At 70.4% G+C, this 17,567-nt stretch carries 20 protein-coding genes; 15 read left to right on the top strand and 5 right to left on the bottom strand.

Annotated elements, in window-relative coordinates; genetic code table 11:
• The first annotated feature begins 44 nt into the window (after nt 1-44).
• On the top strand, nt 45-974 hold the full coding sequence (locus AB0230_RS09100) for an NADP-dependent oxidoreductase (RefSeq protein ID WP_366375298.1): 930 nt from the start codon (nt 45-47) through the stop codon (nt 972-974).
• Nucleotides 975-1,121: 147 nt separating this feature from the next.
• Entirely contained in the window at nt 1,122-1,979 is an 858-nt protein-coding gene (locus tag AB0230_RS09095; protein ID WP_363390772.1) for a PPK2 family polyphosphate kinase, read from the top strand.
• Between the two features lies 1 nt (nt 1,980).
• Here the strand turns inward: AB0230_RS09095 and AB0230_RS09090 are convergent, their stop codons facing one another.
• Nucleotides 1,981-3,195: a chorismate-binding protein gene (locus AB0230_RS09090; protein ID WP_315995274.1), complete on the bottom strand. Its 1,215-nt coding sequence runs from the start codon at nt 3,193-3,195 to the stop codon at nt 1,981-1,983.
• 249 nt (nt 3,196-3,444) lie between these two features.
• Between AB0230_RS09090 and AB0230_RS09085 the strand changes: the two genes are divergently transcribed.
• The 8 genes from AB0230_RS09085 to ugpC all read left to right on the top strand — a co-directional run bounded on the left by AB0230_RS09085 (nt 3,445) and on the right by ugpC (nt 11,885).
• The gene (locus AB0230_RS09085) at nt 3,445-4,008 is read left to right on the top strand and encodes a DUF402 domain-containing protein (protein ID WP_363390769.1); all 564 of its coding nucleotides are present in this window, start codon (nt 3,445-3,447) and stop codon (nt 4,006-4,008) included.
• A gap of 9 nt (nt 4,009-4,017) precedes the next feature.
• Nucleotides 4,018-4,737, top strand: a complete 720-nt coding sequence (locus tag AB0230_RS09080) for a demethylmenaquinone methyltransferase (protein WP_363390766.1) — start codon at nt 4,018-4,020, stop codon at nt 4,735-4,737.
• Between the two features lie 62 nt (nt 4,738-4,799).
• Nucleotides 4,800-5,861 (top strand): polyprenyl synthetase family protein, encoded by a 1,062-nt coding sequence (locus AB0230_RS09075; RefSeq protein WP_315995099.1) that lies wholly within the window; start codon nt 4,800-4,802, stop codon nt 5,859-5,861.
• Nucleotides 5,862-5,903: 42 nt separating this feature from the next.
• A complete protein-coding gene (locus AB0230_RS09070) occupies nt 5,904-7,277 on the top strand; it encodes an FAD-dependent oxidoreductase (protein ID WP_366375295.1) in 1,374 nt (457 codons plus the stop codon).
• 246 nt (nt 7,278-7,523) lie between these two features.
• Nucleotides 7,524-8,789: an extracellular solute-binding protein gene (locus AB0230_RS09065; protein ID WP_315995097.1), complete on the top strand. Its 1,266-nt coding sequence runs from the start codon at nt 7,524-7,526 to the stop codon at nt 8,787-8,789.
• Nucleotides 8,790-8,815: 26 nt separating this feature from the next.
• On the top strand, nt 8,816-9,757 hold the full coding sequence (locus AB0230_RS09060; protein WP_307387111.1) for a sugar ABC transporter permease: 942 nt from the start codon (nt 8,816-8,818) through the stop codon (nt 9,755-9,757).
• Nucleotides 9,757-10,605, top strand: a complete 849-nt coding sequence (locus AB0230_RS09055; RefSeq protein ID WP_315995096.1) for a carbohydrate ABC transporter permease — start codon at nt 9,757-9,759, stop codon at nt 10,603-10,605. The genes AB0230_RS09060 and AB0230_RS09055 overlap by 1 nt, the downstream gene beginning before the upstream one ends.
• 11 nt (nt 10,606-10,616) lie before the next feature.
• Nucleotides 10,617-11,885 carry a sn-glycerol-3-phosphate ABC transporter ATP-binding protein UgpC gene (gene ugpC / locus AB0230_RS09050; protein ID WP_363390759.1) on the top strand — a complete coding sequence of 423 codons (1,269 nt, stop codon included), beginning with the start codon at nt 10,617-10,619 and terminating at the stop codon, nt 11,883-11,885.
• Nucleotides 11,886-11,897: 12 nt separating this feature from the next.
• Here ugpC and AB0230_RS09045 read toward each other — a convergent pair whose 3' ends face one another.
• Nucleotides 11,898-12,521: a DUF6518 family protein gene (locus AB0230_RS09045; protein ID WP_366375292.1), complete on the bottom strand. Its 624-nt coding sequence runs from the start codon at nt 12,519-12,521 to the stop codon at nt 11,898-11,900.
• A 95-nt stretch (nt 12,522-12,616) separates the two neighbouring features.
• Between AB0230_RS09045 and AB0230_RS09040 the strand changes: the two genes are divergently transcribed.
• From AB0230_RS09040 to AB0230_RS09030, 3 genes are read left to right on the top strand one after another with little or no spacing between them, the layout of a single operon-like run.
• Nucleotides 12,617-13,579, top strand: a complete 963-nt coding sequence (locus tag AB0230_RS09040) for an alpha/beta fold hydrolase (protein ID WP_366375290.1) — start codon at nt 12,617-12,619, stop codon at nt 13,577-13,579.
• A gap of 20 nt (nt 13,580-13,599) precedes the next feature.
• Nucleotides 13,600-15,306: an AMP-binding protein gene (locus AB0230_RS09035; protein WP_363390752.1), complete on the top strand. Its 1,707-nt coding sequence runs from the start codon at nt 13,600-13,602 to the stop codon at nt 15,304-15,306.
• A gap of 51 nt (nt 15,307-15,357) precedes the next feature.
• Nucleotides 15,358-15,498: a hypothetical protein gene (locus tag AB0230_RS09030; RefSeq protein ID WP_315995088.1), complete on the top strand. Its 141-nt coding sequence runs from the start codon at nt 15,358-15,360 to the stop codon at nt 15,496-15,498.
• Here the strand turns inward: AB0230_RS09030 and AB0230_RS09025 are convergent.
• Complete coding sequence (locus tag AB0230_RS09025; protein WP_366375288.1) at nt 15,479-15,790, bottom strand: hypothetical protein; 312 nt, start codon at nt 15,788-15,790, stop codon at nt 15,479-15,481. The two genes, AB0230_RS09030 and AB0230_RS09025, sit on opposite strands and share 20 nt — an antisense overlap.
• Here AB0230_RS09025 and AB0230_RS09020 point away from each other — a divergent pair.
• Together AB0230_RS09020 and arr are read left to right on the top strand one after the other, a co-directional pair.
• Nucleotides 15,771-16,289 carry an SGNH/GDSL hydrolase family protein gene (locus AB0230_RS09020; protein ID WP_366375286.1) on the top strand — a complete coding sequence of 173 codons (519 nt, stop codon included), beginning with the start codon at nt 15,771-15,773 and terminating at the stop codon, nt 16,287-16,289. The two genes, AB0230_RS09025 and AB0230_RS09020, sit on opposite strands and share 20 nt — an antisense overlap.
• A 35-nt stretch (nt 16,290-16,324) precedes the next feature.
• Nucleotides 16,325-16,732 (top strand): NAD(+)--rifampin ADP-ribosyltransferase, encoded by a 408-nt coding sequence (gene arr, locus AB0230_RS09015; protein ID WP_363578290.1) that lies wholly within the window; start codon nt 16,325-16,327, stop codon nt 16,730-16,732.
• Nucleotides 16,733-16,774: 42 nt separating this feature from the next.
• Here arr and AB0230_RS09010 read toward each other — a convergent pair whose 3' ends face one another.
• On the bottom strand, nt 16,775-16,912 hold the full coding sequence (locus AB0230_RS09010) for a hypothetical protein (RefSeq protein WP_167494239.1): 138 nt from the start codon (nt 16,910-16,912) through the stop codon (nt 16,775-16,777).
• Entirely contained in the window at nt 16,909-17,550 is a 642-nt protein-coding gene (locus AB0230_RS09005; protein ID WP_363390739.1) for a dihydrofolate reductase family protein, read from the bottom strand. Before AB0230_RS09005 ends, AB0230_RS09010 begins: the two co-directional genes overlap by 4 nt.
• Nucleotides 17,551-17,567: the final 17 nt, after the last annotated feature.

Below are 17,567 nucleotides of genomic sequence, written 5' to 3'. Positions count from 1 at the left end.
CCCATGTTGCTTCGAATACGAAGTATCTGACGAAGGGGAACATCATGCAGGCAATGCGATTCCACGAGATCGGCGGACCCGAGGTGCTGCGCGCAGAGGAGATCCAGCTTCCTGAGCCCGGCGCCGATCAGGTGCGCCTGAGGGTCGCCGCGTCGGCGTTCAACGCCGCGGACAACGGCATGCGGGCGGGATTCCTCCCGATCCCGATCCAGCTGCCCCACGTTCCCGGCTACGACGTCTCGGGCACGGTCGACGCGGTCGGCGAAGACGTCCACGACCTCGCGGTGGGCGACGCGGTGATCGGCTTCCTGCCGATGGAGGGCGACGGCGGCGCCGCGGAGTACGTCGTCGCCCCGGCCCGGTCCCTGACCGCTGCTCCTTCCCGGGTGGATCTCGCCAATGCGGCGGCTCTCCCCTCGGTCGCTCTGACCGCGTGGCAGGCACTGTTTGACGAGGGTGGGCTTCAGGCGGGCCAGCGCCTGTTCATCGTCGGGGCCGGCGGCGCCGTGGGGGCTCACGCGATCCGTCTCGCTCGCCGTGCCGGAGCGCACGTCATCGCGACGGCGAGCCCGCGCAGTGCGTCGGCGGTCCGCGCCGCGGGTGCCGACGAGGTCGTCGACCACACCCGCACCATGCTGCGGGACGCGGTCGCCGAGCCGGTCGACGTGCTGCTCAACCTCGCTCCGATCTCCCCCGAGGAATTCACCGCGCTGGTGCCCCTCGTCCGCGACGGTGGCGTGGTCGTCAGCACCACCGCATTCATGACGACCCCCGGCGACGACGAACGCGGCGTCCGTGCGGCGACGGTGTTCGTCCGCCCGAACTCGGCCCGTCTCACCGAGATCGTCCGGCTCGTCGACGCGGGTGACCTCGCGGTGGACGTCACCCGCCGCATCCCGCTCAGCGACCTGCCCGCTCTGCACGCGGAGGGGGCCGAGGGGCGCATCGCCGGCAAGGTCATCGTCGTACCCTGACGCGTGTTCCGAGTCGCAGCAGGGGTGATGATCGCGTTCATCGGCGGACCGAGCGCCGATTCGCCCCCGCCGGTGGCTCCGTCCCGCGCAGAGGTCGATCCCGTCAACCTCTCGCATCGATCCCGGATGCCACGGCACCATGTCGGGATGAGCAGAAGCCAGAGATGGTCCACGCCCGCCGCCGACGCCCTGCGCGTCGACCCGGGGTTCCGCCTCGCCGACATCGACACGCGGTCGACGCCCGGCTACGACGGAGACAAGGACGACGGCAAGGCCGATCTCGATGCCGGCCGGGAGCCGCTGGAGGACCTGCAGGAGCGACTCTTCGCGGAGAGCGTGGCCGGCACGGCCACGGGGTCGGTGCTGCTGGTGCTGCAGGCGATGGACACCGCGGGCAAGGGCGGGATCGTGCGCCACGTCGTCGGCGCGGTCGACCCGCAGGGTGTCGAGCTCGCGTCGTTCAAGAAGCCCACGGCCGAGGAGCTCGCGCACGACTTCCTGTGGCGCATCGAGAAACGCCTGCCGAACACCGGCCACATCGGGGTGTTCGACCGTTCGCACTACGAAGACGTCCTCATCGGACGCGTGCGTTCCCTCGCGCCGGCGGATGAGATCGACCGCCGCTACGGCGCCATCGTCGCCTTCGAGGCGCAGGCGGCCGAGATGGGCATCCGGGTGGTGAAGGTGATGCTGCACATCTCGAAGGACGAGCAGCGCGAGCGCCTGGCGAAGCGGCTCGAGCGCCCCGACAAGCACTGGAAGTACAACCCCTCCGACGTGGACGAGCGCGAGCTCTGGGACGACTACATGGACGCCTATCAGGTCGCCATCGAGCGCACGTCGACACCGGTCGCGCCGTGGCACGTCGTCCCGGCCGACCGCAAGTGGTACGCCCGCCTCGCCGTGCAGCAGCTGCTGATCGACGCGTTGGTCGACATCGATCCGCAGTGGCCCGCGGCCGACTATGACGTCGAGGTGGAGCGCCGGCGTCTCGCCGAGTCCTGACTCAGGCCAGAGCCTCGACGATGGGACGGAATTTCACGCGCGTCTCCAGCAGCTCCGACTCCGGGACGCTGTCGGCCACGATGCCCGCCCCCGCGTAGGCGGTGATCGGCGCGGTGGGCGACGACGGAGCCGCGCGGTCGATCTGGGCGCACCGCAGCGCGATCGCCCACTCGCCGTCGCCCGAGGCCCCCGTCCAGCCGACCGCTCCGGCATACCGGCCGCGGTCGAAGGGCTCGAGGCGGCGGATGACTTCCATCGCCGCGGTCGTCGGCGTTCCCGCGACGGCCGCGGTGGGGTGCAGCACCGAGAGCAGATCGAGCGACGAGGCGTCTTCGCTCAGCACCCCCTCCACGTCGGTGGCGAGGTGCCAGACGTTCGGGAGCTTGAGGGTGAAGGGCTGGTCCTCGGCCGCGAGCGACGACGTGTGGGGCGCAAGGGCCTTGAGCACGCTCTGCACCGCGAAGCGGTGCTCGTCCTGGTCTTTCGTGCTCCGCGTGAGACCGACGGATGCCGCGACGTCGGCGTCGGCGTCTCCTCCGCGCGCGACGGTCCCGGCGAGCACGCGTGCGGTCACGGTGCCCTTCGACACGGTCACCAGCGTCTCCGGGCTCGCGCCGATGAGACCGTCGACGGCGAACACCCAGCAGTCGGGGTAGCCCTCGAGCAGCGACCTCACCAGGCGGCGGAGGTCGGACCCCGCGGGCACCGTCCCCGCGATGTCGCGGGCCAGCACGACCTTGGCCACCTCGCGGGCGCCGATCGCCTCGATCGCCTGGCGGACGGCATCCTGGTACTTCTCGGCCGTCTGCCGACCGGGGCCCAGGGTCGCCGACCAGTGCGGACCGAAGGGGGAGCGCGGCGGAAGTTCGGGTTCGGGCTCGTCGGGGGTGTCGTCGAAAGCGAGGCGCGTGACCCACGCGCGGCCGCTGTGGCGCCCGACGATGGTCCCCGGCACGCGGAGCACGTTCTCGCGCTCGGACTGCGGGTCGAAGACGAAGGATCCGAAGGCGACGAGTCCGGTGCCCGGCAACTGCACCGGATCGTCGACCTCGGCGGCCGCCGCGATCGCGCGCCAGCGCTCGGAGATCGTCGCGTCGCCCGGCTGCGCGCCGGTGTAGCGCAGCGTCAGCAGGTCGCCGAAGGCGGCCAGCGATTCGCCGCGACGGCTCCAGAACAGCGGGTCGTACGGCGTCGTGTACGCCAGCACGTCGTCCATCGGGGCCAGCTCTCGTGTCACCACGCGCAGGCGCGGCACGACGTCATCCGCGGGTTCGAGCACGTCTTTCAGCGTAGACCCGCGCTCCTCGCCCCGGCGGTGCGCGGTCTCCGGATGCTACAGCGTCGAGGGGACGCGGCCGAGATGGTCGCGCCGGCGGGTGTCCGGCGCCCCAAACGGAGATGTCCTGCGCCGTGGCTCGCGTGGAGACCAGAGCCCGGCGCCGCGGTGCGATTTAGACTCCGGAACATGGATAACCGTCCCGCTCCCGGCACCCGCCTGCTCTTCGAATGGCGCAAGTGGGACGGTTCGCCGCACTGGGTGCAGGACAGCGTGTACCTCGGCTCCGACGAATGGGGCGAGTGGTTCGGTCAGCAGGTGGGCTGGCGCAGCGCGCGACCGGGGGCGGAGTTCGTGTGCCGGCAGCCGAACGTGACCCTCGTTCCCGCGAGTGGGGATTGGGCCTTCACGCACAACGCCGACCCCCACCCGGTCGCCGTCTACATCGACCTCGCGTGGGACGTGCGCTGGCACGACGACGGTGTGCCCCGGGGCATCGACATGGACCTCGACGTGGTGCGCCGCACCGACGAACGCGGCACCTGGATCGACGACCGCGACGAGTGGGACGAGCACCGCGTGCGGTACGGCTACCCCCTCGACATCGTGGAGCACCTGGACGCCACGGCGAGCGACCTCGAGCGACGCGTGCGCGATCGCGAGGCGCCGTTCTCGGACGACGTCACGGGTCCCTGGCTGGAACGCCTGGCGGCGCTGGCAACTCCCGGCGACGACGACCCGGCGCGCGCCTAGACTCGACGGGTGAGCAGCGACCCCAACCGCGCCGACCTCGGCAAAGACCCGCAGCGCGTCAGCGGCATGTTCGACCAGGTCGCCGCAGCCTACGACCGCACCAACTCGGTCCTCAGCCTCGGCAACGACCGCCTGTGGCGCGCGGCCGTCCTGCGGGCCGTGGCGCCGAAGAGCGGGGAGCGCATCCTCGACCTCGCGGCCGGGACCGGTACTTCGTCGATGGCCTTCGTGCCCAGCGGCGCCCACGTGGTCGCCGCCGACTTCTCGAAGGGCATGATCGCCGAGGGGCGCCGTCGTCACGGCGACGTGCCGAACCTGGAGTTCGTGCAGGCGGATGCCACCGACCTGCCGTTCGAGGACGGCGAGTTCGACGCGGTGACGATGTCGTTCGGTCTGCGCAACGTCAACGACCCCCGTCGCGCGCTCCGGGAGCTCCGCCGGGTGACCCGCCCCGGCGGCCGCATCGTCGTGTGCGAGTTCTCGCACCCGCCGTCGCGCGCGTTCAACGGTCTCTACCGCTTCTACAACGACCGGGTCCTCCCCGTCGTGGCCAAGGCCATGAGCAGCAACGCCGAGGCCTACGACTACCTCAACGAGTCGATCCGCGACTGGCCCGACCAGCCCACCCTGGCGCGCTGGATGCGCGACGCGGGATGGGATGACGTCGCCTACCGCAACCTGTCATTCGGGATCGTGGCGCTGCACCGCGGCATCCGCCCGGCCTCCTAGGGCCCTGTCAACCGTCGAGATACCCGCGGCGGCCTCCGGCTGCGCCAGGATAGGCTGAAATCGTGACCCCGAGACCGTCTGCGGCCAGCACCCGCCTGTCGGGAAAGCTGGGCCTGAGCGACCGCATCTTCGCCGGCCTGCGTTCTCGCACCCTCCTCTCCACCGTGGAGGCCGGACTGGCGCGCGTCGAGAGCGAGCTCGAGGGCGAGGTACGCAGCGCCGACAAGCTCGCCGACGTGACCGCCCGCTACCTCTACGAGGCCGGCGGGAAGAGGGTCCGGCCGATGCTCGCGATCCTCACGGCGCAGCTCGGTCAGGGCACGACCAAGGAGGTCGTCGAGGTCGCCACGGCCCTCGAGCTGACCCACCTCGGCTCGCTGTACCACGACGACGTCATGGACGGTGCCGACAAGCGTCGCGGTGTGCCCAGCGCTCAGACGGTGTGGGGCAACAACATCGCCATCCTCACCGGCGATCTGCTCTTCGCCCGCGCGAGCCAGCTGATGGCCCGCCGCGGCGAGCGGGCGATCCAGCTGCAGGCCGACACGTTCGAGCGTCTCGTGCTCGGGCAGATGCACGAGACCGTCGGCCCGCAGGACGGCGACGAGCCCGTCGACTTCTACCTGCAGGTGCTCGCCGACAAGACGGGGTCGCTCATCGCGGCTGCCGCGCAGTCGGGAATCATCTACTCCGGTGCTCCCGAGGAGTTCGAGGAGCCCATGGTCGTCTTCGGTGAGAAGGCGGGCGTCGCCTTCCAGCTGCTCGATGACGTCATCGACCTCTCGCCCGACCCGTCCGAGACGGGCAAGGTGCCCGGCACCGACCTGCGTGCGGGCGTGCCGACGATGCCGTACCTGCTTCTCGGGCATCGCTCCGACGCGGCATCCACCGATCTGCGCGCGCGCATCGACGACGGCCAGGAGCGCATCGCTGCGGGCGCCGATCCGTCGATCCTCGACGGCGCGCTCGCCGAACTGCGCGACCACGAGACCACGCACGAGACCCTGGCTCTCGCGCACCGCTGGTCGCAGGAGGCCATCGACGCTCTCGCGCCGCTGCCCGACGGTGCCGTGCGCGAGGCGCTGACGCGCTTCGCCCGCGCCGTGGCCGACCGCTCGGCCTGACCCTTTTCCCCCACCCCCCCCGATCGCGATCGAGAGGAACCCATGACGAAGCTGCGCCTCGCCATCGTCGGAGCCGGCCCCGCCGGCATCTACGCCGCGGACATCCTGCTGAAGGCCGAGCGTCAGTTCGACGTGTCGATCGACCTGTTCGAGCAGCTCCCCGCGCCCTACGGCCTGGTCCGCTACGGCGTGGCCCCCGATCACCCGCGCATCAAGGGCGTCATCACGGCCCTGCGCGAGGTGCTCGACCGCGGCGACATCCGCATCTTCGGCAACGTCCGCTTCGGCGAGGACATCACCCTCGACGACCTCAAGAAGCACTACAACGCCGTGATCTTCTCGACCGGCGCGATCCGCGACGCCGACCTCGACATCCCCGGCATCGACGCGGAGGGCTCCTACGGCGCCGCCGACTTCGTCAGCTGGTTCGACGGGCACCCCGACGTGCCGCGCGAGTGGCCGCTCGAGGCGGAGTCGGTCGCGGTGATCGGCAACGGCAACGTCGCCCTCGACATCACGCGCATGCTCGCCAAGCACGCCGACGACCTGCTGCCCACCGAGGTGCCCGACAACGTCTACCAGGGACTCAAGGCCTCGCCCGTCACCGACGTGCACGTCTTCGGCCGCCGTGGCCCCGCGCAGGTGAAGTTCACCCCCCTGGAGCTGCGCGAACTCGGCGAGCTGCGCGACGTCGACATGGTCGTCTACGACGAGGACTTCGACTACGACGAGGCGTCCAAGACCGCGATCGAGACGAACAAGCAGGTCAAGGTCATCGACCGGGTGCTGCAGCAGTGGCGCACCCGCCCGGGCGTCAACAACGCCGGGGGAGAAGCCTCGCGCCGCCTGCACCTGCACTTCTGGGCCAAGCCCCTCGAGGTCGTGAAGGACGCGGACGGCCGCGTCGCCGCCCTCCGCTACGAGCGCACCCGGCCCGACGCCGAGGGCGGGGTCGTCGGCACCGGCGAGATCCGCGAGGTCCCGATCCAGGCGATCTACCGCGCGGTCGGCTACTTCGGTTCCCCGCTGAAGGACATCCCGTTCGACGAACTGCGCGGCGTCATCCCCAACCACGAGGGCCAGGTGCTCTCGGCCGACTCGAATTCCCGCATGCCGGGTCTGTACGCCACCGGCTGGATCAAGCGCGGCCCCGTCGGTCTCATCGGACACACCAAGTCGGACGCCATGGAGACGGTGCGCCACGTCATCAACGACCAGGGCGACTGGTGGCGCCCCGAGCACCCCGAGGAGGAGTCGATCCCGGCCCTGCTCGCGGAGCGCGGCGTGCGCTGGACCGACCTCGACGGCTGGCACCGCCTCGACGAGCACGAGATGGCCCTCGGCGCGCCGCACGAGCGTGCGCGCATCAAGGTCGTGCCCCGTGACGAGATGATCGCGATCTCGCGCGGAGAGTAACCCGCGTGTGCGAAGAGCCGCCCCGTCGTCGCGACGTGGGCGGCTCTTCCGCGTCCGGGCCCAGCCGCGCCGGCGCGCCCGCAGGAGCGCGCGACCGCCGTCTCTCCGCGCCGCCGGGGCGGCTCCTCGCGAATATCATCCGCCCCTCGTGGGGGCAAGCCTGAGGCTGTGAAAATCCTTTGCTCGGCAGGATGGAGCCCACGACGAGGGGGCCGTCCGGTTCCCGCACCGAGGCGAGGGGGCCGGATGCGAACGGTGAGACGGATCGTGGCCGGAGCCTCGGCGCTGGCCCTCGCGGGCACTCTCGGGGCCTGCTCCGCCGGTGACGGGGTGCCCACCCTGACCTGGTACATCAACCCCGACGACGGCGGTCAGGCCGAGATCGCGGCATCCTGTACCGAGGCCGCCGACGGGGCGTACCGCATCGAGACCTCGCTGCTGCCGCGCGATGCCGCCTCGCAGCGCGAGCAGCTCGCCCGCCGTCTGGCGGCGAGTGACCGGTCGCTGGACATCATGAGCCTCGACCCGCCGTTCATCCCCGAGCTCGCCGAGCCCGGGTTCCTCGCGCCGGTTCCCGACGACCTGCAGAACACCGACGGCATCGTCGAGGGGGCGGTGCAGTCGGCCAGCTGGAACGGCGAGCTGGTGACGGTGCCCTTCTGGGCGAACACGCAGCTGCTCTGGTACCGCAAGTCGGTCGCCGAGGCCGCGGGCCTCGACATGACGCAGCCCGTGACCTGGGACCAGATCATCCAAGCCGCCGAGGACCAGAACAAGCAGCTGGGCGTGCAGGGCGCCCTCGCCGAGTCGCTCACGGTCTGGATCAACGCCCTGGTCGCGTCGGGCGGAGGGAAGATCCTCGAGGACCCCGAGGCGAAGCCCGACGAGATGCAGCTCGGACTCGAGTCCGACGCGGGCAAGAAGGCCGCCGAGATCATCGGGCGCATCGGCTCCTCGGGCCTGGGCGGCGCGGGGCTGCCGACCGCGGATGAGAACGCGAGCATGAACCTCTTCCAGGGCGACAACGGCTCGTTCATGGTCAACTGGCCCTTCGTCTACCCGGCCATGCAGGGGGCAGCTCCCGAGGTCGTCGACGACCTCGGCTGGGCGGTGTACCCCCGAGTGGATGCCGGCACCCCGGCCGCCCCTCCCGTCGGCGGCATCAACCTCGGCGTCGGGGCGTACAGCGAGCACGTCGACCTCGCCTGGCAGGCCGTGCAGTGCATCGTGACCCCGGAGAATCAGGCGCAGTACTTCGTCACCAACGGCAACCCGCCCTCCAACCTCGCCGCGTACGACGACGCCGAGGTGAACGAGAAGTTCCCGATGGCATCCACGATCGCGGAGTCCCTGCAGCTGGGTGCGCCCCGACCGCAGACGCCCTACTACAACGAGATCTCCATCGGGCTGCAGCGCACGTGGCATCCGCCGAACGCCGTCACCCCCGATACGACGCCGCAGACCTCGACCGACTTCATCCTCGCGGTGCTCAGAGGGGAGCGACTGCTGTGACCGCCGAAATCGCCGCGGCCGGCAAGATCCGGGCCGACAAGGAACCGGGTGCGAAGCCCAAGAAGCGCCGCTCCGACCGCGCGCGGGCGGAGGCCCGGCTGGGCTGGATGCTCGCGGGCCCCGCGTTCGGCATCATGCTCCTGGTCACGCTGTACCCGATCGTGCAGGCGCTGTGGGATTCGCTGTTCAGCCTGCGCCTCACCGCGCCCGACGACCGCGAGTTCATCTGGTTCCGCAATTACCAGGTCATCCTCGGCGACCCGGCCTTCTGGCAGTCGATGGGCGTGACGCTGTTCATCACCGTCGTCACGGTGCTGCTCGAACTGATCATCGGGTTCGGGTTCGCGCTCGTCATGCACCGCGCGATCAAGAAGCTCCGCGGCTTCGCCCGCACGGCGATCCTCGTGCCCTACGGCATCATCACCGTCGTCTCGGCCTTCGCGTTCTTCTACGCCTTCGACATCAACTCCGGCGGGTACGTCAACAGCTGGCTGTCGTGGATCCCCGGGTTCGACGAGAACCTCAACTGGTTCGCTTATCAGGGCACCTCGCTCACGGTCATCATCCTCAGCGAGGTGTGGAAGACCACGCCCTTCATCTCTCTCCTGCTGCTGTCGGGTCTCGCACAGGTGCCCGGCGACCTCGAGGAGGCCGCGAAGGTCGACGGGGCCACCGGCTGGGAGGTGCTGCGCCGCGTGATCCTGCCGAACATGAAGGCCGCGATCATGGTCGCCGTGCTCTTCCGCACGCTCGAGGCGTTCCGCATCTTCGACAACATCTTCATCATGACCGCGGGGGCGAACGACACCGAGGCGCTGTCGCTGCTGGCCTACAACACCTCGATCGGGCGCCTCGAGATCGGACTCGGCTCGGCGATCTCGGTGCTGCTGTTCCTCAGCGTCCTGATCATCGCCGGCATCTTCATCAAGGGCTTCAAAGTGGACCTGTCGGCGGGGAGGAACTCCTGATGCGCGCAATGACCTGGCCCCAGCGGATCATGTGGCTCGTGATCATCGCGGCCGTGCTCGTCTGGTCGCTCTTCCCGGTCTTCTCGATCGCGATGACGTCGTTCAAGACCCAGGCGGGCCTGTTCTCGGGGACGCTCCTCCCGCAGGAGTGGACGCTCGACAACTACGCCACGATCCTCGCCCCGGGCGGCAGCGCGCAGGACCTTTTCCTCCCGGCCCTGCGCAACTCGATCGGCATCTCGCTCATCGCGACCTTCATCGCCGTGGTGCTCGCGACCCTCTGCGCCTACGCGATCGCGCGCCTGGACTTCCCCGGCAAGCGCATCATCCTCACCACGGCGCTCGCAGTCTCGGTGTTCCCGATCGTGTCGATCGTCACGCCGCTGTTCAACCTGTGGCGCGTGATCGGCCTGTACGACACGTGGCTCGGCCTGATCATCCCGTACCTGTCGCTCACGCTGCCCATCTCGATCTGGACGCTCGCCGCGTTCTTCCGCCAGATCCCGTGGGAGCTCGAGCAGGCCGCGCAGGTCGACGGCGCGACCCCGTTCGAGGCGTTCCGCAAGACGGTCGTGCCGCTCGCGGCTCCCGGGGTGTTCACCACCGCGATCATCGCCTTCTTCATCGCGTGGAACGACTTCGTCTACGGCATCTCGCTGACATCGACGGATGCCGCCCGCCCGGTGCCCGCGGCCCTGTCGTTCTTCACCGGGGCCTCGCAGTTCGAGGAACCCACGGGCGCGATCTCGGCCGCGGCCATCGTCGTCACCATCCCCATCGTCATCGTCGTCGTGATCTTCCAGCGCCGGATCGTGTCCGGTCTCACGCAGGGCGCCGTCAAAGGCTAAGGAGCGAGTCCATGGCATCCATCACTCTCAACAGGATCGTCAAGACGTACGACGACGGCTTCACCGCGGTGAAGGGCGTCGACCTCGACATCGCCGACGGGGAGTTCGTGATCCTCGTCGGGCCGTCGGGCTGCGGAAAGTCGACGCTGCTGCGCATGATCGTCGGTCTCGAGGACATCTCCGACGGAGAGCTCAAGATCGCCGACGAGGTCGTCAACGACAAAGCGCCGAAGGACCGCAACCTCGCGATGGTCTTCCAGAACTACGCGCTGTACCCGCACCTCACGGTCTACGAGAACATCGCCTTCCCGATGCGTCTGAAGTCGAGCGACCTCGACGACAAGGAGATCGACGAGCGCGTGCGACGCGCCTCGAAGCTGCTCGAGCTCGACGAGCACCTCGAGCGCAAGCCCGCGAACCTGTCCGGCGGTCAGCGCCAACGCGTGGCGATGGGGCGCGCGATCGTGCGCAACGCCAGCGCGTTCCTCTTCGACGAGCCGCTGTCGAACCTCGACGCGAAGCTGCGCGGGCAGATGCGCACCGAGATCGCGCGGCTGCAGCGCTCGCTCGGCATCACGACCGTCTACGTCACGCACGACCAGACCGAGGCCATGACCCTCGGCGACCGGGTCGCGGTGCTGCGCCGGGGTGAGCTGCAGCAGGTCGCGAGCCCCCGCGGGCTCTACGACCAGCCGGTGAACCTCTTCGTCGCGGGCTTCATCGGGTCGCCGCCCATGAACTTCCTCAGCGGCACGGTCGACGGCGACGTGCTGCGCCTGCCCATCGCCGACGTGCCGCTCGACGACCGGCTGCGCAAAGCGGTCGAGGGCCGCGACCTCGTCATCGTCGGGGTGCGTCCCGACGCCTTCGAAGACGCGGATGCCACCGAGCGCGACCTCGCGGGAGGGATCACCGCCGAGCTCGACATCGAGATGACGGAATGGCTCGGCGAGGTGCTCTACGCCTACGTGCCGTACGAGACCGACGCCACCGTGAAGGAGAAGCTGTCGGAGCTCGACCGCGACCTCGACGGCGAGAGCCTGCGGACCGAACTCGTCGTGGCCCTGGATGCCATGAGCTCCATCCGCGCGGGAGACGCGGCGCGCCTGTGGTTCTCGCCGGACTCGCTGCACCTGTTCGACCCGGAGACGGGCGTGAACCTCACGCGCGACGAGGCGAAGGCCGAGAAGCTCGAGGAGGACGCCCGGGCCGCACGCAAGCGCGCGCTGGAGCGGGCCAAGGAACGGGCGTCGCGCGAGGAGGCCTCGGCGTCGAGCTGACCGTCCCGGTCCTCAGCCGGCGGAGCCGAGCTGCCCCAACCAGAGGTAGAAGGCGATGAACGCCGCCGCACCGCCGAGCGCGAGGACGACGCCGACGACCGCGGGCACGATCCGGTGTCGCGCGGCATGCACGGCGGCGGCCATCAGCGCGAGCCCGGCCACGATCTGCACCACCCAGTACACCGGGCTCGTCGAGGAGGCGACGACCGTGAGGCCGTACACCCCTTCGCCGATCAGCACCGCGGCGACGGGCGCGGCGGCGAACGGCTTCCACGCGGCGGCACCTCTGCGCAGAAGGGACGCCGAGAGTCCGACCACGGGCCCGGCGAAGACTCCGATGAACGTGAACGTGTCCTGGAACGGTTCGGCGTAGAAGAAACCGCGCCAGCCCGAAACGATCCGGTAGCCCTCGATCAGCAGCACGAACGACACGATGCCCAGCGCCGCGGCCACCGGCGGACGCGCGCGCGTCAGCCAGACCAGACCGAACGCGAGCATCGTCCAGCCGCCGGCCGAGTTGGCTAACGACACGAGGGCGGCGGGGAGCACGGTCTGGCCGACGCTCGTCAGTCCTCCGAGGACGAGCGAGGCGGCGGCGACGGAGAGAGCGGGGACGAACCAGTGGCGGGGGTGCACGTTCCCACGCTAGGAAGACCCGGCCGTCCGCGCGTCCGCCGGCAGAGGGCGCTGCGTCATCCTCGAGGCGGATATCGCCGCCGTAGGCTGAGGCGATGGGCGAGTGGCATCCGGACGTCCTCGGCGAGGGCTTCGAGCAGCGTTCTCTCCCGCTGCGCCCCGACGACGAGGGGGAGGTCGTCGCCACCCTCGTGCGCTCACGTCCCCACCCGGGCGCGCGCCTGTTCGGGGAGTGGCGCGACGTCGACGTGCTGTACGTGCACGGGTGGTCGGACTATTTCTTCCAGACCGACCTCGCGCACTTCTTCACCGATCGCGGCGCGCGGTTTCACGCCCTCGACCTGCGCAAGTACGGTCGCAGCCTCCGGCCCGGTCAGACACCCGGCTACACCGTGTCGCTCGACGTCTACGACGCCGACATCGCCGCGGCCCTCGATGCGATGGGCACCGCCGGCGAGGGGCGTCGCCTCGTGCTGCTCGGGCACAGCACGGGTGGCCTGACCCTCACGCTGTGGGCGGCGCGACACCCGGGAGTGGCCGATCTGCTCGTGCTGAACAGCCCGTGGCTCGAGTTGCAGCTGGGCCCGCTCGGGCGTCAGGCGCTCGCGCCGATCGTGAACGTCCGCGCCCGGCTCGACCCGCTCGGCACCCATCCGGTCGTCGATCTGGGGTTCTACACCCGCGCTCAGCGGCAGATCGGGACGCTGCCCGACGCCCCCGACGGATGGCGTCCGGCGCAGGGCTTCCCCACCCACCCCGGCTGGCTCGCGGCGATCATCGCGGGGCACGCGCGGGTGGCATCCGGGCTCGACGTCGGGTGCCCGGCCCTCGTGCTGCTGTCGAAGCGGTCGACCTCGGCGCTCAGCTGGAGCGACGCGATGCTCTCGAGCGACTCGGTGCTCGTCGTCGACGACATCGCGCGAGCCGCCACCCGCATCTCGGCGACCGTCACCCTGGCCCGCATCGACGGGGCGCTGCACGACGTGTTCCTGTCGGCGCCCGCGGCGCGGGATGCCGCGTACGCGGCGCTGCGGAGGGGGATGACGGGTCTAGCGTAGAACGCGATCCAAGGAGCACCATGATCCCCACCGCATCCGCGTCGACGTCCGCGACCGAGCGTTACCGTGCCGCCCGAGACGAACTCCTCGCCGCCCGCACCGACCCGGCGCGCGCCGCCGCCTTCGCGTGGCCCCGCTTCGAGGGGCCGTTCAACTGGGCGATCGACTGGTTCGACCCGATGGCGCGGGGGAACGACGCGACGGCGCTCATCGTGGTCGACGACGACGAGACGCACCACGAGCGCACCTTCGACGAGCTCGCGCGTCGCTCCGATCAGGTCGCGGCCTGGTTGTCGTCGCAGGGCGTCGCTCGCGGCGACGCCGTGCTGCTCATGCTGAACAACCAGGTGGAGCTCTGGGAGGCGATGCTCGCCATCATGAAGCTCGGCGGGGTCATCGCCCCCACCACGACCGCCCTCGGCCGCGTCGACCTGGGCGACCGCATCGCGCGCGCCGACATCCGCCACGTCGTGGTGGGAGCCGCCGACGCCGACAAGTTCGACGACCTGCCCGAGGGCCTCGGCCGCATCGTCGTGGGCGGAACCCACCCGGGCTGGGTCTCGTACGACGACGCCTTCCTCCAGGATGCCGAGCCGGCAGGGCATCCGGGAACCACCGCCGATGAGCGCCTGCTGCTGTACTTCACCTCGGGAACGACGTCGAAGCCGAAGCTCGTCGAGCACACGCACGCCTCGTACCCGGTCGGACACCTCAGCACCATGTACTGGCTCGGACTGCAGCCCGGCGACGTGCACCTGGCGATCAGCTCTCCGGGATGGGCGAAGCACGCGTGGAGCCTGTTCTTCGCGCCGTGGATCGCGGGCGCGACAGTGCTGGCCCTGAACTACACGCGCTTCTCGGCCGAGCGCCTCCTGGCCGAGCTCGAGCGCGACCGTGTCTCGACCTTCTGCGCTCCGCCGACCGTGTGGCGCATGCTCATCCAGGCCGACCTGACCGGCCGCCGTGGGGCGCTGCGCGAGGTCGTGTCGGCGGGCGAGCCGCTCAATCCCGAGGTCATCGCCTCGGTGCAGCGGGCGTGGGGCCTCGACATCCGCGACGGCTACGGGCAGACCGAGATGACGGCGGTCGTGGCGAACACGCCCGGCGCCGACCTCGTGCCGGGGTCGATGGGGCGTCCGCTCCCGGGGTGCCCGGTCGTGCTGGTCGATCCGGTGACCGGTGAGCGCACCGACGAGGGCGAGATCTGCATCGACCTGTCCGCGCGCCCGGTCAACCTCATGACGGGGTACGTGGGGGATGCCGAGCGCAACGCCGAGGCGTTCGCCGACGATCTCTTCCACACCGGCGACGTCGCCCGCCGCGACGAGACCGGCAGCATCACCTACATCGGCCGCACCGACGACGTCTTCAAGGCGTCGGACTACAAGATCAGTCCGTTCGAGCTCGAGAGCGTCCTCATCGAGCACCCCGCCGTCGTCGAGGCCGCGGTCGTCCCCGCCCCCGACGACCTGCGCCTCGCCGTCCCCAAGGCGTACATCGTGCTGGCGGGCGGGCACGAGGAGGGCGAAGAGGTGGCGCTGGACATCCTGCGTTTCGCGCGCGAGCGCCTGGCTCCCTTCCAGCGCGTGCGTCGCGTGGAGTTCTTCGATCTGCCGAAGACGATCTCGGGCAAGATCCGCCGGGTCGAACTGCGTCAGCGGGAGGAGGCGGTGTTCCGCGGCGAGGTGGTCTGCGTGGAGTGGCGCGACGATTCCCTTCGCGGATGACACGGCCCGCAACCCCTCGCATCGCGCCCGCCGACATGTGAGCATCGGTACATGGACCACGAGAAGAAGCAGCCCTTCGAGAACCCCACCGTCGACGACGAGAGCGACATGCCCTCGCTGCAGGAGGAACGCAACGTGGGACGCGACACCGAGCGCGAGATCACCCAGATGATCAACGGCATCGAGGGCTGAGTCCCTCGTTGCGTCCCCGAGCGGCCTGGACGGTCACGATCAGCGTCGTCGCGGTCGCGGCCGTCGTCGGTGTCGCCGCCGTGGTGATCTCCGCCGGACGGAACGCGCCGGAGACGGCCCCCGCGGCATCCGCGTCCCCCCGGCCGAGCGCATCTGCTACCCGGACGCCCACCCCGACGCCGACGTCCACTACGACTCCGACGCCGACGCCGACGGCGCGGCCGGGAACCGTGCTCGTCGAGCGGAAGGGCGACGAGAGCGTCCGCATGCTCGTGGCCGGGGATTCGCTCACCGCCGGGTTCTTCGCCACCACCAAGGACGAGGGGTTCATCCACCTGGTGGCCGCCGAGATCGGACGGGTCGACATCACGGGTGCCGCGCAGGCGCAGCAGACGCTGTCGACGGTGGCGGCCGTGACCGACGTGCCCGCCGACGTCGGAGTCGCCGTCGTCGAGCTCGGCACCAACGACGTCGGCGTGCCGACCCCTCTCGCCGACTTCGAGCAGCAGTACGCGGGCCTGCTCGATCGCATCCGGTCGACATCCCCCCGGGCCGGGCTCGTGTGCCTCGGCACCTGGACCGCCGACGGCCGGGCCTACGACGAGGTCGTCTCGCGCACGTGCGCCGCGCGCGCCGGCGTGTACGTGTCGCTCGCCGAACCGTTCGCGAACGCGGACTTCCACGGGCCCGCGGGGCGCGACACCTTCGCCGGGGCGGGCGACGAGTTCCACCCGAACGACGCCGGGCACCGGGCGATCGCCGATGCCGTCCTGGCGGCGTTGACGTACTGACGCGCGTTCGCCACGCAACGTGCGACACTCACGGAATGGATGACGTGCTCGACCCCGGTCCGTTCTTCCACGGCACGAAGGCGGCTCTCGGCGTGGGCGACCTCCTCACCCCCGGTTTCCGGTCGAACTACCGCCCCGAGATCGTGATGAACCACGTCTACTTCACGGCGCTGCTCGACGGGGCCGGCCTGGCCGCCGAGATCATCCCCGGAGACGCGCCACCCCGCGTCTACGAGGTCGAACCACTGGGAGCCTTCGAGAACGACCCGAACGTCACCGACAAGAAGTTCCCGGGCAACCCGACCCGCTCGTTCCGCACCACGTCCCCTCTGCGCATCGTCGCGGAGCGCGACGACTGGACGCGACTCACCCCCGAGGCGTTGGCTTCGTGGCGCGAGCGCCTGACGACGCTGCGCGACGAGAACGCCGAGATCATCAACTGACGGCCGGCCCGGGCGTCGGTTCTCGTCGCGCCCGCGGCACGGTCACACCGGCTCGGTCGTGCGGATCAGGCCGCAGTTCACGCACGACCACGCGACGAGGAAGCGCTCGTCGTCGAGGATCTCGAAGCGCAACGGATCGCCGCACGTCGGGCAGGTCAGGGGGTCGAGCGGCCGGCTCATCGCGAGAAGGTCACGTGGACGACGCCGCTCTCCGCGACCTCCGAGGCGACCGTGTAGCCGGTGTCGAGACCGGGGAGGTCGTCCCACAGGCGGCCGCCGCGACCGAGGATCACGGGGCGCACCGCCACATGCAGGCGGTCGACGAGACCGGCGGCCAGCGCGGCGCGGACGGTGGAGAGTCCGCCGCCGACACGGACATCGGCGCCGTCGGCGAGATCGCGTGCTCGGGCGACGGCATCCGAGATCGCCTCCGACGAGAACTCGAAGCGCGTGCCGTTGGCGAACGAGATCGGCTCGCGCGGTCGATGCGTCAGCACGATGACGGGCACACGGAACGGCGGTTCGTCGCCCCACCATCCGCGCCAGTCGGGGTCGTCGGGGAAGGAATGGAGGCCGAACATCGCGGCCCCCATCACCTCTGCGCCGATGCCCTCGAAGTACGCGGCGGCATAGCGGTCGTCGATCCCGGTGGTACCGGCACCGGAAGCGTCGCCGAACACGCGCGCGCGGAACGTGCGCGTCGCCATGTAGTCCTCGACGAGCCGGCCCCAGTCCGCGCCCATGGGGTTCTCGGGCGTTGGATCGGCGGGCGCGGCGACGCCGTCGAGGGAGATGTTCAGATCGACGCGGACGGCCATGTCATCCTCCCCGCGGA

The organism is Microbacterium sp. NPDC089190 (assembly GCF_040701795.1).
GTDB lineage: Bacteria > Actinomycetota > Actinomycetes > Actinomycetales > Microbacteriaceae > Microbacterium > Microbacterium galbum.
Note: the sequence above shows the minus strand (reverse complement) of the source record. Positions and strands in the feature narration are given on the sequence as shown.